Genomic DNA, 16,145 nt, shown 5'->3' with positions numbered 1-16,145 from the left:
TGGAGTGATTCAATTCGAAAATGAAGGCCGCCAGCGGCGCGCAGCCCTGCGCAGACCTTTCGCGCTATCCTGACCCGGACGGGGCATCAGGCTCCGCTGGAGACGATCATGCACTTTCCATCGATAGTGGCCACCGCCGCGCTGCTGGCCCTTGCGCAGGCGGGCTTTGCCCAGAACCAGATGCTCGATGCGCTCAAGGACAACCTGGGCGGCGCGAAGGCAGGAACCGAGTCGGGCACCGCCGGCAATGCCGGAACGACGGGGGCCGCGGGCGCCGCGCTCGCCAAGAGCCTCGGCATTTCGATGCCCGCCATCGGAGCGAGCAGCATGGGCAATGCAGCCGGCGTGCTCCAGTACTGCATCAAGAACAACTACCTGAGCAACAACGCGGCCGGCGGCGTCAAGGACAAGCTGCTGGGCATGGTCACCGGCAACAAGGCGCAGCAGACGGGGTTCGCCAATGGGAGCAAGGGCCTGCTGCAAGGCAGCGACGGCGCTTCGCTCAACCTCAAGAGCCTGGGTGCCAAGCTCAAGACCCAGGCCTGCGACTACGTGCTCACCAACGCGAAATCGCTCGTCTAGCCGCCGACCCGGGCCATCGCCGAGGAGGCGCCGCTGGAGGCGCCGAGCGAGCCGCTGTGGGCCGCCACCTCGGCGCGCCAGCCGGGCTCCTGCAGCATCGCCAGCGCGGCATCGAGCGCGCGGGAGGGTCGCACGGCCGTCTGGGTCATGAAGCCGATCGGCGTGCGCACCTCCGGCGCCACCAGGGGCAGCGCCTCGAGGGCGCCCTGGCCGCGCACCGCGTCCACCATGGCACCGGGCAGCACTGCGCAGACCTCGCCCGACATAACGCTGAGCGCGAGCGTCAGCACCGAGTTGGTTTCTATGGCCGGCGCGACGGTGGCGCCCGCCGACGCGAAGGCCTGGTCCACGATGGCGCGGTTGTGCATCTCGGGCGTCAGCAGGCACAGCGGCAGGCGCGCCGCCTCGGCCCAGCCCACGGGGGCGCCGATGCGCAGGGCCGCCGCCTCGGCTTCCTTGCCGCGGCGCAGCAAGAAATAGTGTTCGATGCTCTGCGGCCAGGCCGTGAGCTTGACCTCGCGCAGGTGCATGCGCTCCGTGTAGCCGAGCGCGATGTCCAGCGACAGGTTCTCCAGCCCGGTCTCGAGCTCCAGCGAGCTCATCGACAGCACGGTCGGCGCGATGCCCGGATGCCGCGCCTGCAGCCGTGCCGCAAAACGCGCCAGCATGGGAATCGCGGTCGGCACGGCGGCCATGCGCAGGCCGCCGCGCGGATGCGCCTCCTCGCTCTTGAGCAGCTGTTGCAGCACCTCGTTCTCGTGCAGCATGCGGTGCGCCGCGGCCAGCACCGCCTCGCCCTCGTGCGTGAGACCGGCGTAGGTGCGCCCGCGCTTGACGATCACCACGCCGAACTCGGACTCCAGCGCGCGCAGCGCATTCGACAGCGCCGGCTGCGTGATGTAGCAGGCCTGCGCGGCGCGGCCGAAATGGCGGTGCTCGCTCAGCGCGACCAGGTAGCGCATCGACGCGAGCAGGTTCATGCAGCCGGGGTCACGTGTTCTTGCTGACCGTGATGGTGGGGAACTTGGCCGAGAAGTCCTTGGCCTTCTCGGCGATGCCCACTGCGACCCGCCGCGCGACCGCCTTGTAGATGCCCGCCACTTCGCCATCGGGATCGGCCACCACCGTCGGCTTGCCGCTGTCGGCCTGCAGCCGGATGTTGATGTCCAGCGGCAGCGCGCCCAGGTAGGCCATGTCGTATTGCTCGGCCATCTTCTTGCCGCCCTCGGCACCGAAGATGTGCTCGACGTGGCCGCAGTTGGAGCACACGTGCACCGCCATGTTCTCCACGATGCCGAGGATGGGCACGCCCACCTTCTCGAACATCTTGATGCCCTTCCTGGCGTCGAGCAGCGCGATGTCCTGCGGCGTGGTGACGATCACCGCGCCGGTCATCGGCACGCGCTGCGACAGCGTGAGCTGGATGTCGCCGGTGCCCGGAGGCATGTCGACGATCAGGTAGTCGAGGTCCTTCCAGTTGGTCTGGCGCAGGAGCTGCTCCAGCGCCTGCGTGGCCATGGGGCCGCGCCAGATCATGGCCTCGTCCTGGTCGACCAGGAAGCCGATGGACATCACCTGCACGCCGTGGTTCTCCAGCGGCTCCATGGTCTTGCCGTCCTCGCTCTCCGGCCGGCGCGAGATGCCCAGCATCATCGGCTGGCTGGGGCCGTAGATGTCGGCATCGAGCAGGCCGACGCTGGCCCCTTCGGCCGCTAGCGCGAGCGCGAGGTTGGCGGCAGTGGTGCTCTTGCCCACCCCGCCCTTGCCCGAGGCCACGGCGATGATGTTCTTGACGTTGGGCATCAGCTGCACGCCACGCTGCACCGCATGGCTGATCACCTTGGTGGCGATGTTGGCCGAGACGTTCTCGACGCCGGGCACGGTCTTCGCCGCCGCGACCAGCGCCTTGCGCAGCGCCGGGGCCTGGCTCTTGGCGGGGTAGCCGAGCTCGATGTCGAACGAGACGTCGCCCTCGTGGATCTGGAGGTTCTTCAGCGACTTGGTGCTGACGAAGTCCTTGCCCGTGTTGGGGTCGAGGACGGACTTGAGCGCTTCGGTGAGCGCCTGGGGTGTAACGGTCATGGGGGCTCCTGATGGCGGGTAGTCTAGTGCGGTGCCGAGGGGGCGCCCGCCGGCCGCCGGTTGACCCTACAGGGCAGCGCGGGCACCCAGGCGGCCTGCGCCTGGCCCACCAGGCGGGCAAGCCGAGGACATACGGGGACTCGTCCCTGCAACAAGACCTTGGCCCGGGGCAGGCCCAGCGTCTGCTACAGGCTGTCCTTGCTGACGGCCATGGCCTCGACCACGAGCGCGTCCACGCGCCGGGCTCAGGCCTGGTCCGCGATGCCCAGTTCCGAACAGATGCGCGCGGTCAACGCCTTGAGGGCCGCGACCTCGGCCTCGAGGCGGGCGACGTTGGCCTTCAGCGCGGCCACCTCGCCCAGCGAAGCATCGCCGCGGCCCGCCGGCGCTCCCGCAGTCTCCAACATATGTTCCAACGGCGGACCGGCCAGCAGGTGCATCCAGCGGCTCTCGCGTGCCCCCGGCAGCCGCCCCAGCTTCACGACCAGCGCGCCGGCCGGCCGCTCGGCCAGCTCGTCCAGGAAGGCTTCGACCGAGGAGATGTCGGCGAAGTTGTGCATCCGCTCGCTGGCGATGCGCAGTTCGCCGGCGGTCTGCGGGCCGCGCAGCATCAGCACTGTCAGCAGGATGGTCGACTGGGAGGGCACGCGCAGCACGCGCTCGATGTTGTGCTCGTAGCGCGCGACGCGTCCGCCGCTCGATTCCATGACGAGGCTGTAGCCCTTGAGGCTGTCCAGCGCGGCCTGGGCCTCGGTCTCGGACAGCTCCATCAGCGGGTTGCGGCTGGTCTTCTGGTTGCAGCCGGACACCAGGGTGTTGAGCGTCAGCGGGTAGCTGTCGGGCACGGTGCGCTGCTTCTCGGCCAGCACGCCGAGGACGCGTGTTTCGACGGCGGACAGGATCGGCAGGGCAGAGGTCATGGCAGCGGCTCGGAAAGGGGGCCAAAGTGTAAGCGCCGTGCGCCGCCTAAAATGCCCCTCCCGCCGGCCGCACGGCCGCCGGCTCCCGTCCGTTCCCGCAGAAAGCGCCCCTCGATGCCCCAGCGCAAGCTCTTCGTCACCACCGCCCTGCCGTATGCCAATGGCAAGTTCCACGTCGGCCACATCATGGAATACATCCAGGCCGACATCTGGGTGCGGTTCCAGCGCATGCAGGGCCATATGGTGCACTTCGTGGGCGCAGACGATGCGCACGGCGCGCCGATCATGATCGCGGCCGAGAAGGCCGGCAAGACGCCCCAGGAATTCGTCGGCGAGATTGCGGCCGGCCGCAAGGAATACCTCGACGGCTTCCACATCCGCTTCGACAACTGGCACTCCACCGACAGCCCGGAGAACACCGAACTGGCCCAGGGCATCTACAGGAAGCTCAAGGCGGCGGACATGATTGCCGCGCGCACCATCGAGCAGTTCTACGATCCGGTGAAGGGCATGTTCCTGCCCGACCGCTACATCAAGGGCGAATGCCCGGTGTGCCACGCCAAGGACCAGTACGGCGACTCCTGCGAGGTGTGCAGCAGCGTGTATGCGCCCACCGAGCTCATCAACCCCTATTCGACGCTGACCGGCGCGGCCCCCGAGCTGCGAAGCTCCGAGCACTTCTTCTTCAAGCTTTCCGACCCGAAGGTGGTCGACTTCCTCAAGGCCTGGACCCAGGACGGCAAGCTGCAACCCGAGATGGCCAAGAAGGCCAGCGAGTGGTTCGAGGCCGGCATGGCCGACTGGGACATCTCGCGCGAGGCGCCCTACTTCGGCATCGAGATCCCGGATGCGCCGGGCAAGTACTTCTATGTCTGGCTGGACGCGCCCGTCGGCTACCTGGCCAGCCTGAAGAACCATTTCGACAAGGGACAGGCTGCGGCCCACTGGCACGAGCCCTCGCGCACCACGCAGAGCTTCGACGACTTCGTGGCCGATCCGGCGGTGGAGCAGGTGCACTTCATCGGCAAGGACATCGTCTACTTCCACACGCTTTTCTGGCCCGCGATGCTGCAGTTCAGCGGCCGCAAGACGCCCGGCCAGGTGAACGTGCACGGCTTCATCACCGTCTCGGGCGAGAAGATGAGCAAGAGCCGCGGCACCGGCATCGACCCGCTCAAGTACCTCTCGATCGGCATGAACCCCGAGTGGCTGCGCTACTACATCGCGGCCAAGCTCAACGCCAAGGTGGAGGATGTCGACTTCAACCCCGACGACTTCATCGCCCGCGTGAACGCCGACCTGATCGGCAAGTACATCAACATCGCGAGCCGCGCGGCCGGCTTCGTCGCCAAGCGCTTCGGGGGCAAGCTGGGCATCGTGAGCACCGACGGCGCGGCGCTGCTGGCAACGCTGCAGGAAGCCGCCCGGCCGCTCGCCGCGCTTTACGACGGGCGCGACTTCGCGCGCGCACTCCGCGAGATCATGGCGCTGGCCGACAAGGTCAACGAGTACGTGGACCAGAACAAGCCCTGGGAACTGGCCAAGCAGGCCGGCATGGAGACGCGGCTGCACGACGTATGCACCACCTGCATCGAGGCCTTCCGCTTGATGACCATCTACCTGAAGCCGGTATTGCCGGCACTGGCGGCGCAGGTCGAGGGCTTCCTGCGAAGCGAGCCGCTGGTGTTCGCCGATGCGGCGCGGCTGCTCGGCGAAGGCCATGCGATCGCCGAATACAAGCACCTCATGCAGCGCGTGGACGTCAAGCAGATCGACCAGCTGTTCGAAGCGCCCGAGCCGGCGGCAGAAGCAACCGCAGCCACTGCCCTGCCCGGCGGCGAAGGCATCGCGCCGACCATCACCATCGACGACTTCGCGAAGATCGATCTGCGCATCGCCAGGATCGTGACCTGCCAGAAGGTCGAGGGCTCCACCAAGCTGCTGCACCTGACGCTCGATGCCGGTGAAGGGCGCACCCGCAACGTGTTCTCCGGCATCGCCTCCGCCTACCAGCCCGAGCAGCTGGTAGGCAAGCTCACCGTGCTGGTCGCGAACCTGGCGCCGCGCAAGATGAAGTTCGGCGTTTCCGAAGGCATGGTGCTGGCCGCCAGCCATGCCGACGAAAAGGCGCAGCCGGGGATCTACGTGCTCGAGCCCTCGACTGGCGCTCAGCCGGGGATGCGGGTACGCTGACGCGCCTCCCACCAGAGCGCAGCCTGCCCGTGAAGCACATTGCCCTGTCCGCCATCCTCATCCTCGCATGCAGCCTGCCGCTGGGCGGCTGTGCCGTCGTCACCGTGGCCAGCACCGCGGTGAGCGTGACCGCCGGCGCCGTGGGCCTGGCGGCCGATGCGGCCATCGGCACCGCGCGCATCACCGGCAAGGCAGTGGGCGCCGCGGCCGACGCCGTGCTGCCCGGCGAGGACGAATCCCGCTGAGGCCGGGCAGGAAGGCGCGTCCACAATAGCGCCATGAGTTCGCCCCCACCGATCGCACGCTTCCGTCCCCGGCTGATCGACGCGCTGGCGGGCTACAACCAACAGCGCTTTCTCAAGGACCTTGGCGCCGGCCTCACGGTGGGTATCGTGGCACTGCCGCTGGCCATGGCCTTCGCCATCGCCTCCGGGCTCAAGCCGGAGGCCGGCATCTGGACCGCGATCATCGCCGGTTTCCTGGTCGCGGCCCTGGGCGGATCGGCGGTGCAGATCGGCGGGCCGGCCGGCGCCTTCATCGTGATCGTCTACGGCATCGTCGAGCGCTACGGCGTGGCCAATCTGCTGATCGCCACCGCCGGCGCCGGCGTGCTGCTGTTCCTGATGGGGCTGTTCCGGCTCGGCACGCTGGTGCGCTACGTGCCGGTGTCGATCGTGATCGGCTTCACCAACGGCATCGCAGCGCTCATCCTGATCTCGCAGCTCAAGGACTGGCTGGGGCTGACCATCCCGAAGATGCCAGCCGACATGTTCTCGCAGTTGCACACGCTGGCCATCCACATCGGCTCCTTCAATCCGTACGCCTTCGGGCTCGGCTCGGCCTGCCTCGTCGGGCTGTTCCTATGGCCCACGCTGTTGCACGACAAGACGCGTTTCGGCTACGGGGTGCGCCTCGTGCTGGGCCGGATCGCCGAGCTGCGCGCCGTGCGCGCCGGTTCGCGCGTACCGGGGCCGATCGTCGCGCTCGTCACGCTCACCCTGGTGTCCTGGGGCTTCAGCCTGCCGGTGGAGACCATCGGCACCCGATTCGGAGGCATTCCGCAAGGCATGGCGAGCTTTGCACTCCCCGAGTTCACCTGGGAAACCGTCAAGCAGCTGGTGACACCCACTCTCACCATCGCGCTGCTGGGCGCGATCGAATCGCTGCTGTGCGCGCGTGTCGCCGACCAGGTGAGCGGGCTGCCGCGCCACGACCCGAACCAGGAGCTGATGGCGCAAGGCGTGGCGAACCTGGTCACGCCCTTCTTCGGCGGCATGCCGGCCACCGGCACCATCGCCCGCACGGTGACCAACGTGCGCGCGGGTGCGAACTCGCCCATTGCCGGCATCGTGCATGCGATCACGCTGCTGGTGGTGGTGCTGCTGGCCGCGCCGCTCGCCCAGCACGTGCCGCTGTCGGTGCTGGCCGGCATCCTGCTCTTCGTCGGCTGGAACATGGGGGAGTGGCGGGAGTTGTCGCCCTACGTCCTGCGTCGCGCCAGCCGCGACTACCGCGTGCTGATGCTGGGGACCTTCTTCCTCACCGTCGTGTTCGACCTCACGGTGGCGGTGCAGGCTGGCATCGTGCTGGCATGTGCGCTGTTCGTGCGCCGCATGAGCAAGCTGTTCAGCGTCGAGATGGTGGCGCTGGAGCCGCCGGTACTGACCTTCAGGCTCTACGGGGCCCTTTTCTTCGGCGCCGCCGCCAAGCTCGACCCGACGGTGCAAGCGATCGAGAGGGCGCCACGCGGCCTGACGGTGGTGCTCGACGCGATGCACCTGATCCTGCTCGACACGACCGGGCTCGACGCGCTGCGCCAGGTGCACAAGGCCGTGCTGGCGCGCGGCGGCGTGCTGCGCATCGACTCGGTGCAGGCGCAACCGCTCGAGGTGATGGAGCGCTCCGGCTTCGCGGACGAGCTCCGCTCGGCTACGCCGGGACCGGCAGCACACTGAAGCCACCGCGGCTGCCTTTCGGCCGCACACACACTGGAACCGGGTGAACCCGCCCGTTACCAATGAACGACCACCGATGTCTCTCAGCACATCGTGACGATCGCGCCGCTTCGCGCGTCGAGAGAAAAGCAACCCGGAGAATGCAATGCAAGACAGGAAAGAGGCGCACCGGCGTTTCGTCGAGTTCACGTGCGCGTTCTATCGCAGCGCCGGATGGGAAGCCCCTGTGTTCGAATCGAATCCAGACACAGCGGTGGCCTTCATGGCGCATGTCGACGATATCGCCTTCAGCATCGGCTACGACCCGCTGGGCGGCGAAAGCTGCCTGTTCGTCTACTGTGTGTTCGGGGCCGTGTCGCCGAACATCGGAGCGCAACCGCTGCGCCGGCTGCTCGAACGAAATGGGTCGAGCGCGCATGAATACGGGACGTATTGCATAGACGCCAGCACCCAGGAGCTTGCCTGCCACATGCGCAGGACGACGGACGTCGATATCGGCACGCTCAAGGCGGACATGGCGGCGCTTGCAGCACAAGCCCATCAGTGGCGGCGGAATGGTGATCTGGCAGATGACGCGCAGGTCGGGACTGCTGGTGGCAAAGCCAATGAGCTGTCCGTGTGGACAGCCCGATTCGCATGAGCCAGTCCAAGATGCAAAGGAGCAGCAAGTGAGAGGCACGTCAAGCCGCCAGGAGCACCGCCGGATCGACTTTCGCAGCAGAGACACGGACTCTTCTCAAAGGAAGCGCCCGCATCGCGATCCGAGCCCAGAGTACGTGCCCGCGCGATGGCGCGATCGCGACCAGCGACAACGAGACATTCAGTCGAAGGACGTCACGGTAGAGCTCGGCGCACTGCTCGAGACGCACGGTTCCCCGAGCCGCATCGCCTGGCAACAGGCGCCAAACGCGGGGGCTTGCCGTGCCTATCGGCGCGGCAGCGCGCGCGAGGCAAACGTTCTGGACCAGACCGCCCGGCATGTTCGCGACATCAGATACTCGTTGGACGACGCTCGAGCATGCCTATTGGCGCTGAGAAAGGTCGGCCTCGCGCCCGACGTCAAGGTCTACGGGGCCTTGGTTGCGCGCTGCGTAGCGCGCGGCGAGATCAATGAAGCCCTCGAAGTACTTGCAGAAATGCTCACCTTCCGTGTCGTTCCCGACGCAAGGCTGTACAACCTTCTCGTACAGGCATGCGACAAGGCTGGCATGGACGATCAGGTCCAACAGCTTTATGCGGCCATGCACCAGGCAGGGATTGCCCGCAATGCATCCATCTGCGGTCTACATAGGAACAAGCCGAAAGAAGGGGCTGAGGACGTCAGGCGTGTCACCGCAGCGTGCCTGTTCGACCATCGGCATCGAGCGTCGTGGCTGGAGGCCCTGGCATGCCTGGGGGAGATGAAGAAGATGGGCGTCGAGCCCGATGACCTGATCTTCAGGGGCGCAGTCCTCGCCTATCCGAAGGAGTGCCTGGCCAAGGACGTGAGTCAAATCCTTGACGAACTCAAGCACGCCGGCATTCCGGTGGGTATTGCTGTTCTGGCCCAGCTCATCGACATGTGCGAACAGGAGGACCAGAAGGACAGGGCGATGGAACTGCTCAAGGAGGGGATGCGGCTGGAACCCCCTCTTTTCAAACCCGAACTCGGCCTCGGTCCCGGGGGCACCCTCATCTCCTTCTACTCACACGGCGTCCTCAACGGAGCCACGAGAGAATTCGACACCACTCTCTCCAACCTTGCCCGGACATTGATCAGGTTTCATTATTCGAACAAGGCAATCGGCGCTGGTACGCAGTTCGACGTCGGAATGAGAAATGCACGCTTGAAGAGCATCGTCGCCCAATGCATGCGGGACATGGGCTTTTTTCCGGTGACGGGCATCAAGACCGATGGGACGCAAAACCCGGCCCGGTTGGAATCTGGTCAGACAGTGCTTTCCAGGTGCCTGCATTACGGCGACCTGAACAACGCCCTGGCGGTGCTTCGCGAGATCATGGACCAAGGCTTCCTGCCCGACGCGGCCGCGTGCAGCAAGCTGATCTCTGCATGCCACGAACATGGACGAACGAATGACAGTGCCGACGTGTGCAGTGCCTTGATCGTTGCCTGTGCAAAGCCAGAGCGGCCAGAACGCCTCGACGACGCGCTCCACTACTTCCGCCAGATGGTCGACCTCGGCGGCTATCCGGATGCGGCCGCCTGCAAGGCACTGATCCACGCGTGCGGCAGTGCCGGACGGCGCGACGACGCATTGGCGGTCTTCGGAAAGTGCCTCGCTTTCCCGTTGAAATTCAAGCTTGCCTTCTGCAATGCAATGATCTCGATGTGCGAACAGCTTGAATGGACCCACGAGGCTCGCCTGGCCTTCAACGGGATGCTTGGCGCTGGAGTGCAACCGAACGCAGGCACCTACTTCTCTCTCATTGCCGCCTATCAACGCGACGGTCAACCGAAGGAGAAGGTCGAACGGCTCATCTCCGATGCAGTTCGCGAGGGTCACTTCGATCCGGGGTTGGGTTACGTCGTCGCGCAATCAGAATGGGAAACAGTGCCCATCCTGGAGTTCAGCGTCGACGCGATCGTCGCGAAGCCAGTGAAAGGTGCTGCTCCACGCACCGTGCCGCCGCATCTGGCGCTGGCGCTGTTCAGGCATCACCGGTCACACGGCCGCATCGATGCGAACACGCAATGGATCGCGGACGACACCATCAAGGCCAAGGTCGCGGAGCTGATATCCGGGTGATGCCCGGAACAGGCCCTCACCGGCGGTCATTGCGCCTCGGTGCTTCGATCGGGCGACGAGCCCGCGCTCACCACGCGCTGGTCGTCGTTCAGCGTGGCGGTGAACACCATCGGCGAGTTCGGCGGCTGCACCCAGCGCCATTCCCACGCGGTCTCGTTCTTCAGCGGATAGGGCGTGCGCCGCGCCGGCTTGCCGAGCAGCTTGCGCAGGTCCTCCATGGCCATGCCGGGCTGCACCCGGGCGAAGTTCTCGGGCGTGAGCACCTGGCGCAGCGCCGCCATCTTGCCGTCTGGGCCGATCGTGATCATGTAGTTCTTCTGGCCCTGCGGCTGGCGGTTGTATTCGAAGACGCGGCCTGCCGGCGAGTCCCAGACGTTCTCGGGCTCGCCGAAGCGCGCACGCACGTCGGCCTCGGTCGAAACGCCCTCTTCCAGCTCGCTGATGCGCCGCGGATCGCAGCCCGCGAGGCAGAGTGCGGCGGCCAGCAGGGCGGCTGCCGCGGCCCTGCGCCCGATTCGTCGTTGCACCATTCGACCCCCTTCGGTTCATCAGGGGCAAGAGTCTATGCGGTCGACGAGCCCCCATCGATTCCCCGGCGCATGGGCAGGCCTCATGGGATAGTTGGCCACCTCCCAGGCTCCCTGGATACGCCCCCCCGGTAAAATCCGCCTCCAAAGGTCCAACCCCATGTCCATCTTCGCCCGCCCCCACTACACCTCCGAGATCACGAACTTCATCGAGGAAATGAAGCAGAAGAAGCCCACGCTCGAAGCCGAGCAGCGCGCCGGCCGCGGCCTGCTGTGGGACAAGCACCTGGACCGCGGCGCGCTCGAGGAGTACCGGGAAGCCCGGGTGCCGCAGCAGCCCTACGTCTACCAGACCCGAGTGAAGTAAGCAGTGCCGATCCGGCCCGTAGCGAGCCACCGCGGCGCGAGCGGCAGCGAGCAGGCTCGCACCGAAGGCGCCGAGATCGTCGCGGACGACGACGCGCCGCCGATCGCCGCGATGCCCGAGGTGATCGACCAGGTCGCGCTGGCCCGGCTCTATGGCGAGCCGCTGTTCGCGCTGCCGAGCGACCTCTACATCCCCCCCGAGGCGCTGCAGGTCTTCCTCGAGGCTTTCGAGGGGCCGCTGGACCTGCTGCTCTACCTGATCCGCAAGCAGAACTTCAACATTCTCGACATCCCGATGGCGGGGCTGACGCGCCAGTACCTGGCCTATGTCGACCAGGTGCGCCAAACCAACCTCGAACTCGCAGCCGAGTACCTGCTGATGGCGGCGATGCTGATCGAGATCAAGTCGCGCATGCTGCTGCCGCCGAAGAAGACAGCCGAGGGCGAGGAGGTCGAGGACCCGCGGGCCGAGCTGGTGCGCCGCCTGCTCGAATACGAGCAGGCCAAGCTGCAGGCTGCCTCGCTCAGCGCGATGCCGCAGGCGGGCCGCGATTTCTGGAAGGCGCAGGTCTACATCGAGCAATCGCTCAAGCCGCGCTTTCCCGACGTGAACGTGGTCGACCTGCGCGACGCCTGGGCCGACATCCTGCGCCGCGCCAAGCTCGTGCAGCACCACAAGATCTCCCGCGAGGAGCTCAGCGTGCGCGAGCACATGAGCATCGTGCTGCGCCATCTGCAGGGCCGGCAGTTCGTCGAGTTCGAGAAGCTGTTCGACATCGACCGCGGCACGCCGGTGATGATCGTCACCTTCATCGCCATGCTGGAGCTGGCGAAGGAGACGCTGATCGACATCACGCAGGCCGAGGCCTTCGCGCCCATCTACGTGCGGCTGGCCTATTCGCCCGCCTGACTCTCTCCACAGCCAACGCGCCTTCCTCCTCCATGGCATCGAACGATTTCGACGTTCTCATCGTCGGCAGCGGGCTCGCGGGCCTCAGCGCCGCGCTGCACCTCGCGCCCACGCACCGCGTGGCGGTGATCACCAAGCGGGCGCTGGCCGATGGCGCCAGCCAGTGGGCGCAGGGTGGGATCGCCGCGGTGCTGGGCGAGGACGACAGCCTGCAGTCCCATGTGGACGACACGCTGGTCGCCGGCGCCGGCCTCTGCGACCTGGCGGCCACGCGCTTCGTGGTGGAGCACGCACCCGAGGCCATCTCCTGGCTGCGCGGCCTCGGCGTGCCCTTCTCGCTGGAGAACGGCGAGCTGCACCTGACGCGCGAGGGCGGGCACAGCCAGCGCCGCATCGTCCACGCCACCGATGCGACCGGCGCCGCGGTGCAGCGCACGCTGATCGACACCGTGCGCCGCACGCAGAACGTGACGCTGTTCGAGCAGCACACGCTGGTGGACCTGATCACCGGCCACAAGCTGGGCTTGAAGGACGCGGCCTGCCTGGGCCTCTATGCACTGGACGAGGCCACCGACGAGGTGCTCACCTTCCGCGCGCCCCATACCATCCTGGCCACCGGCGGCGCGGGCAAGGTCTATCTCTACACCACCAATCCCGACACCGCCACCGGCGACGGCATCGCCGCGGCGTGGCGTGCGGGCTGCCGGGTGGCGAACATGGAGTTCATCCAGTTCCACCCGACATGCCTGTACCACCCGCATGCCAAGTCCTTCCTGATCAGCGAGGCGGTGCGGGGCGAAGGCGGGCTGCTGAAGCTGCCTGAATCAGCCGGGGGCACCCGCTTCATGCCTGCGCACGATGCGCGCGCCGAACTCGCGCCGCGCGACGTGGTGGCGCGTGCCATCGACTTCGAGATGAAGAAGCACGGGCTGGATTGCGTGCACCTGGACATCTCGCACCAGAGCCCCGGCTTCCTGCGCGAACATTTCCCCAACATCCTCGCGCGCTGCGCCGAGCTGGGCATCGACATCACGCGCGAACCGATCCCGGTGGTGCCGGCTGCGCACTACACCTGCGGCGGGGTGCTCACCGACCTCGCAGGCCGCACCGACGTGCCGGGCCTGCACGTGATCGGCGAGACCGCCTGCACCGGGCTGCATGGCGCCAACCGGCTGGCCAGCAACTCGCTGCTCGAATGCATGGTGTTCGCCCGCGCCGCGGCGCAGGCGATCGCCGAGGCGCCGGCGCGTGCCGGCGTCGCGCTGCCGGCCTGGGACGACAGCCGCGTCACCGACGCCGACGAGACGGTGGTCATCTCGCACAACTGGGATGAGCTGCGCCGATTCATGTGGGACTACGTGGGCATCGTGCGCACGAACAAGCGGCTGGAGCGCGCGGCCCATCGCATCGCGCTGCTGGATCGCGAGATCCAGGAGTTCTACGCCCATTTCCACGTCACGCGCGACCTGCTCGAGCTGCGCAACCTGGTGCAGGTGGCCGCGCTCATCGTGCGCTCGGCGCAGGCCCGGCGCGAGAGCCGCGGGCTGCACTTCAGCCGCGACTATCCTTCGCTCGCCGCGCCTGCAGCGCCGACCATCCTGGTGCCGCCGGCCATCTGAAGATCGAGCCGCAGGCGCGCAAAGTTCCTGACCGGAATTTTTCTTTGAAGGGTTCTCCACTAGCATTCGACGCCTTGCTCTGCGCGGCCCGGATCCAGGCCATCGGCAAGATTCCCCACCCACCCTTCGCCTCGCATCCCATGTTCCGTACCCTGCTCAAGTCCAAGATCCATCGCGCGACCGTCACCGACTGCGAGCTGCACTACGAGGGCTCCTGCGCCATCGACGAAGACCTGCTGGAGGCCGCCAACCTGGCCGAGAACGAGCAGATCCACGTCTGGAACATCAACAACGGCGAGCGCTTCGTGACCTACGCGATCCGCGGCCAGCGCGGCAGCGGCATCATCTCGCTCAACGGCTCGGCCGCGCGCCGGGCCTCGCTGGGCGACCTGGTCATCATCGCCGCCTTCGGCCTGGTGCCCGAGGATCAGGTGCGCAGCCACCAGCCGAAGCTGGTGTTCGTGGACGGCGCCAACCGCGTCAAGGAAGAGCGCGCGCATATCCCGGTGCAGCCTGCATCGGGCGAAGCCGTCCCCGCCTGAGCGCGCAGCCCCGGAGCGCCTTGCGCGCCCGACCCCGACCCGGCCTCGGCCGATCCCCGGAGAAGTCCCGACCATGCCATCCACGCCTGCCGCCAGCGCGGCCACGCCCTACGGCACCCTGCCGCCCGCCTCGGCGCCTGCGCAGCGCAAGCCACTGAGCCTGCCACGCCTGGCCGACATGCACGCGCGCGGCGAAAAGATCGTCATGCTGACCGCCTACGACGCCACCTTCGCGGCCATCGCCGATGCGGCCGGCGTCGAATGCATCCTGGTGGGCGACTCGCTGGGCATGGTCTGCCAGGGCCTGCACAGCACGGTGGGCGTGACGCTGGAGACCATGCGCTACCACACCGAAAGCGTGTTTCGCGGACTTCACCGCGTGCAGGGCACCGCCTGGCTGATTGCAGACCTGCCGTTCGGCAGCTACCACGAGTCGCGCGAGCAGGCGCTGCGCAGCGCCACGGTGCTGATGCAGGCCGGCGCACACATGGTCAAGCTCGAGGGCGGCGGCTGGACCAGCGACACCGTGCGTTTCCTGGTCGAGCGCGGCATCCCGGTCTGCGCCCACCTGGGCCTCACGCCGCAGACGGTGCACGCCCTGGGCGGCTACCGTGTCCAAGGCAAGGGCGACGAAGCCGCGGCCCGGCTCAAGCGCGAGGCCCAGGCGCTGCAGGACGCGGGCGCCGCGATGCTGGTGCTGGAGATGGTGCCGGCCGCGCTGGCCGCAGAGCTGACGGGCGAGCTGAAGCACTGCGCCACCATCGGCATCGGTGCCGGCCGCGGCACCGCGGGCCAGGTGCTGGTGCTGCACGACATGCTGGGCATGAACCTCGGAAAAATGGCGAAGTTCGTGCGCAACTTCATGCAGGGCGCCGACGGCATCGCCCCGGCCATCGAGGCCTATGTGCGCGCGGTGAAGGACGGCAGCTTTCCCGACGATCGGCTCCACGCCTGGTAGGAACACCCCATGCATATTGCACGCACCCTTCCCGAACTGCGCGAATTCCTGGGCCGCTACCAGCGCCCCGCCCTGGTCGCCACCATGGGCAACCTGCACGAAGGGCACATGGCGCTGGTGCGCGAGGCCAAGCCGCTGGGCGACGTCACGGTGGCCAGCATCTTCGTCAACCGGCTGCAGTTCCTGCCGCACGAGGACTTCGACAGCTACCCGCGCACCTGGGACAGCGACTGCGAGAAGCTGCGCTCGGTCGGCTGCGACCTGCTGTTCGCGCCCGACGAAAAGGCGCTTTATCCCGAGCCCCAGACCTGCAAGGTGCATCCCGACCCGGTGCTGGCCGACCTCCTCGAAGGGCATTTCCGGCCCGGCTTCTTCGTCGGCGTCTGCACGGTGGTGATGAAGCTCTTCGCCTGCGTGCAGCCGCGCTTCACGGTGTTCGGCAAGAAGGACTACCAGCAGCTCATGATCATCCGCCACATGGTGCGGCAATTCGCGTTGCCCATCGAGGTCGTGGGCAGCGAGACGCGGCGCGCCGAGGACGGACTGGCGCTGTCCTCGCGCAACGGTTACCTGAGCGAGGCAGAGCGGGCCGAGGCGGTGCAGTTGTCGAAGGCCCTGCGCGCGATGGCCGATGCGGTGCGCTCGGGTGAGCGCGATCTCGCGGCGATCGAGGCGCGCGCGATGCATTCGCTGGAAGCGCGGGGCTGGAAGCCCGACTACCTGGTGCTGCGCCGCCGCGCCGAT

At 67.3% G+C, this 16,145-nt stretch carries 16 protein-coding genes; 12 read left to right on the top strand and 4 right to left on the bottom strand.

Annotated features, from left to right (window positions below):
* The first annotated feature begins 108 nt into the window (after positions 1 to 108).
* Positions 109 to 582, top strand: coding sequence for a DUF2501 domain-containing protein (locus APY03_RS22365; protein ID WP_068680152.1), 474 nt, complete (start codon positions 109 to 111; stop codon positions 580 to 582).
* Here the strand turns inward: APY03_RS22365 and APY03_RS22360 are convergent.
* The 3 genes from APY03_RS22360 to APY03_RS22350 all read right to left on the bottom strand — a co-directional run bounded on the left by APY03_RS22360 (position 579) and on the right by APY03_RS22350 (position 3,584).
* Positions 579 to 1,562, bottom strand: a complete 984-nt coding sequence (locus tag APY03_RS22360) for a LysR family transcriptional regulator (protein WP_068680150.1) — start codon at positions 1,560 to 1,562, stop codon at positions 579 to 581. The two genes, APY03_RS22365 and APY03_RS22360, sit on opposite strands and share 4 nt — an antisense overlap.
* 10 nt (positions 1,563 to 1,572) lie before the next feature.
* Positions 1,573 to 2,664 carry an iron-sulfur cluster carrier protein ApbC gene (gene apbC / locus APY03_RS22355; RefSeq protein WP_068680148.1) on the bottom strand — a complete coding sequence of 364 codons (1,092 nt, stop codon included), beginning with the start codon at positions 2,662 to 2,664 and terminating at the stop codon, positions 1,573 to 1,575.
* Between the two features lie 245 nt (positions 2,665 to 2,909).
* Positions 2,910 to 3,584: a YceH family protein gene (locus APY03_RS22350; protein WP_068680146.1), complete on the bottom strand. Its 675-nt coding sequence runs from the start codon at positions 3,582 to 3,584 to the stop codon at positions 2,910 to 2,912.
* 114 nt (positions 3,585 to 3,698) lie between these two features.
* Here APY03_RS22350 and metG point away from each other — a divergent pair, with 114 nt between their 5' ends.
* The 5 genes from metG to APY03_RS22325 all read left to right on the top strand — a co-directional run bounded on the left by metG (position 3,699) and on the right by APY03_RS22325 (position 10,479).
* The gene (gene metG / locus APY03_RS22345) at positions 3,699 to 5,777 is read left to right on the top strand and encodes a methionine--tRNA ligase (RefSeq protein WP_068680144.1); all 2,079 of its coding nucleotides are present in this window, start codon (positions 3,699 to 3,701) and stop codon (positions 5,775 to 5,777) included.
* 29 nt (positions 5,778 to 5,806) lie between these two features.
* Positions 5,807 to 6,022, top strand: coding sequence for a hypothetical protein (locus APY03_RS22340; RefSeq protein ID WP_232081237.1), 216 nt, complete (start codon positions 5,807 to 5,809; stop codon positions 6,020 to 6,022).
* Between the two features lie 33 nt (positions 6,023 to 6,055).
* Positions 6,056 to 7,732 carry a SulP family inorganic anion transporter gene (locus APY03_RS22335; protein ID WP_068680139.1) on the top strand — a complete coding sequence of 559 codons (1,677 nt, stop codon included), beginning with the start codon at positions 6,056 to 6,058 and terminating at the stop codon, positions 7,730 to 7,732.
* A 145-nt stretch (positions 7,733 to 7,877) separates the two neighbouring features.
* Complete coding sequence (locus APY03_RS22330; RefSeq protein ID WP_068680137.1) at positions 7,878 to 8,372, top strand: CesT family type III secretion system chaperone; 495 nt, start codon at positions 7,878 to 7,880, stop codon at positions 8,370 to 8,372.
* Between the two features lie 28 nt (positions 8,373 to 8,400).
* A complete protein-coding gene (locus APY03_RS22325) occupies positions 8,401 to 10,479 on the top strand; it encodes a hypothetical protein (RefSeq protein WP_162487168.1) in 2,079 nt (692 codons plus the stop codon).
* 26 nt (positions 10,480 to 10,505) lie between these two features.
* Here the strand turns inward: APY03_RS22325 and APY03_RS22320 are convergent, their stop codons facing one another.
* Positions 10,506 to 11,009 (bottom strand): hypothetical protein, encoded by a 504-nt coding sequence (locus tag APY03_RS22320; RefSeq protein ID WP_068680134.1) that lies wholly within the window; start codon positions 11,007 to 11,009, stop codon positions 10,506 to 10,508.
* Positions 11,010 to 11,166: 157 nt separating this feature from the next.
* On the opposite strand from APY03_RS22320, the gene APY03_RS22315 reads away from it, so the two are divergent.
* The 6 genes from APY03_RS22315 to panC all read left to right on the top strand — a co-directional run.
* The gene (locus APY03_RS22315; RefSeq protein WP_068680131.1) at positions 11,167 to 11,373 is read left to right on the top strand and encodes a DUF3460 family protein; all 207 of its coding nucleotides are present in this window, start codon (positions 11,167 to 11,169) and stop codon (positions 11,371 to 11,373) included.
* Positions 11,374 to 11,484: 111 nt separating this feature from the next.
* Positions 11,485 to 12,282, top strand: a complete 798-nt coding sequence (locus APY03_RS22310; RefSeq protein ID WP_068680346.1) for a segregation and condensation protein A — start codon at positions 11,485 to 11,487, stop codon at positions 12,280 to 12,282.
* A gap of 32 nt (positions 12,283 to 12,314) precedes the next feature.
* Positions 12,315 to 13,901: an L-aspartate oxidase gene (nadB, locus tag APY03_RS22305; RefSeq protein WP_068680129.1), complete on the top strand. Its 1,587-nt coding sequence runs from the start codon at positions 12,315 to 12,317 to the stop codon at positions 13,899 to 13,901.
* 140 nt (positions 13,902 to 14,041) lie between these two features.
* On the top strand, positions 14,042 to 14,443 hold the full coding sequence (gene panD / locus APY03_RS22300) for an aspartate 1-decarboxylase (RefSeq protein ID WP_068680345.1): 402 nt from the start codon (positions 14,042 to 14,044) through the stop codon (positions 14,441 to 14,443).
* Positions 14,444 to 14,516: 73 nt separating this feature from the next.
* Positions 14,517 to 15,401, top strand: coding sequence for a 3-methyl-2-oxobutanoate hydroxymethyltransferase (gene panB, locus APY03_RS22295; RefSeq protein WP_068680127.1), 885 nt, complete (start codon positions 14,517 to 14,519; stop codon positions 15,399 to 15,401).
* Positions 15,402 to 15,410: 9 nt separating this feature from the next.
* The coding region (gene panC, locus APY03_RS22290; RefSeq protein WP_232324371.1) for a pantoate--beta-alanine ligase at positions 15,411 to 16,145 on the top strand (735 nt) is incomplete at its 3' end.

The organism is Variovorax sp. WDL1 (assembly GCF_001541225.1).
Classification (GTDB): domain Bacteria; phylum Pseudomonadota; class Gammaproteobacteria; order Burkholderiales; family Burkholderiaceae_C; genus Variovorax.
This window is presented reverse-complemented; position numbering and strand designations above follow the sequence as displayed.

Coding starts and splice junctions, on each gene's coding strand:
- APY03_RS22365 (WP_068680152.1), top strand. CDS start 109: ATGCACTTTCCATCGATAGTGGCCACCGCCGCGCTGCTGGCCCTTGCG.
- APY03_RS22360 (WP_068680150.1), bottom strand. CDS start 1,562: ATGAACCTGCTCGCGTCGATGCGCTACCTGGTCGCGCTGAGCGAGCAC.
- apbC (WP_068680148.1), bottom strand. CDS start 2,664: ATGACCGTTACACCCCAGGCGCTCACCGAAGCGCTCAAGTCCGTCCTC.
- APY03_RS22350 (WP_068680146.1), bottom strand. CDS start 3,584: ATGACCTCTGCCCTGCCGATCCTGTCCGCCGTCGAAACACGCGTCCTC.
- metG (WP_068680144.1), top strand. CDS start 3,699: ATGCCCCAGCGCAAGCTCTTCGTCACCACCGCCCTGCCGTATGCCAAT.
- APY03_RS22335 (WP_068680139.1), top strand. CDS start 6,056: ATGAGTTCGCCCCCACCGATCGCACGCTTCCGTCCCCGGCTGATCGAC.
- APY03_RS22330 (WP_068680137.1), top strand. CDS start 7,878: ATGCAAGACAGGAAAGAGGCGCACCGGCGTTTCGTCGAGTTCACGTGC.
- APY03_RS22320 (WP_068680134.1), bottom strand. CDS start 11,009: ATGGTGCAACGACGAATCGGGCGCAGGGCCGCGGCAGCCGCCCTGCTG.
- APY03_RS22315 (WP_068680131.1), top strand. CDS start 11,167: ATGTCCATCTTCGCCCGCCCCCACTACACCTCCGAGATCACGAACTTC.
- APY03_RS22310 (WP_068680346.1), top strand. CDS start 11,485: ATGCCCGAGGTGATCGACCAGGTCGCGCTGGCCCGGCTCTATGGCGAG.
- nadB (WP_068680129.1), top strand. CDS start 12,315: ATGGCATCGAACGATTTCGACGTTCTCATCGTCGGCAGCGGGCTCGCG.
- panD (WP_068680345.1), top strand. CDS start 14,042: ATGTTCCGTACCCTGCTCAAGTCCAAGATCCATCGCGCGACCGTCACC.
- panB (WP_068680127.1), top strand. CDS start 14,517: ATGCCATCCACGCCTGCCGCCAGCGCGGCCACGCCCTACGGCACCCTG.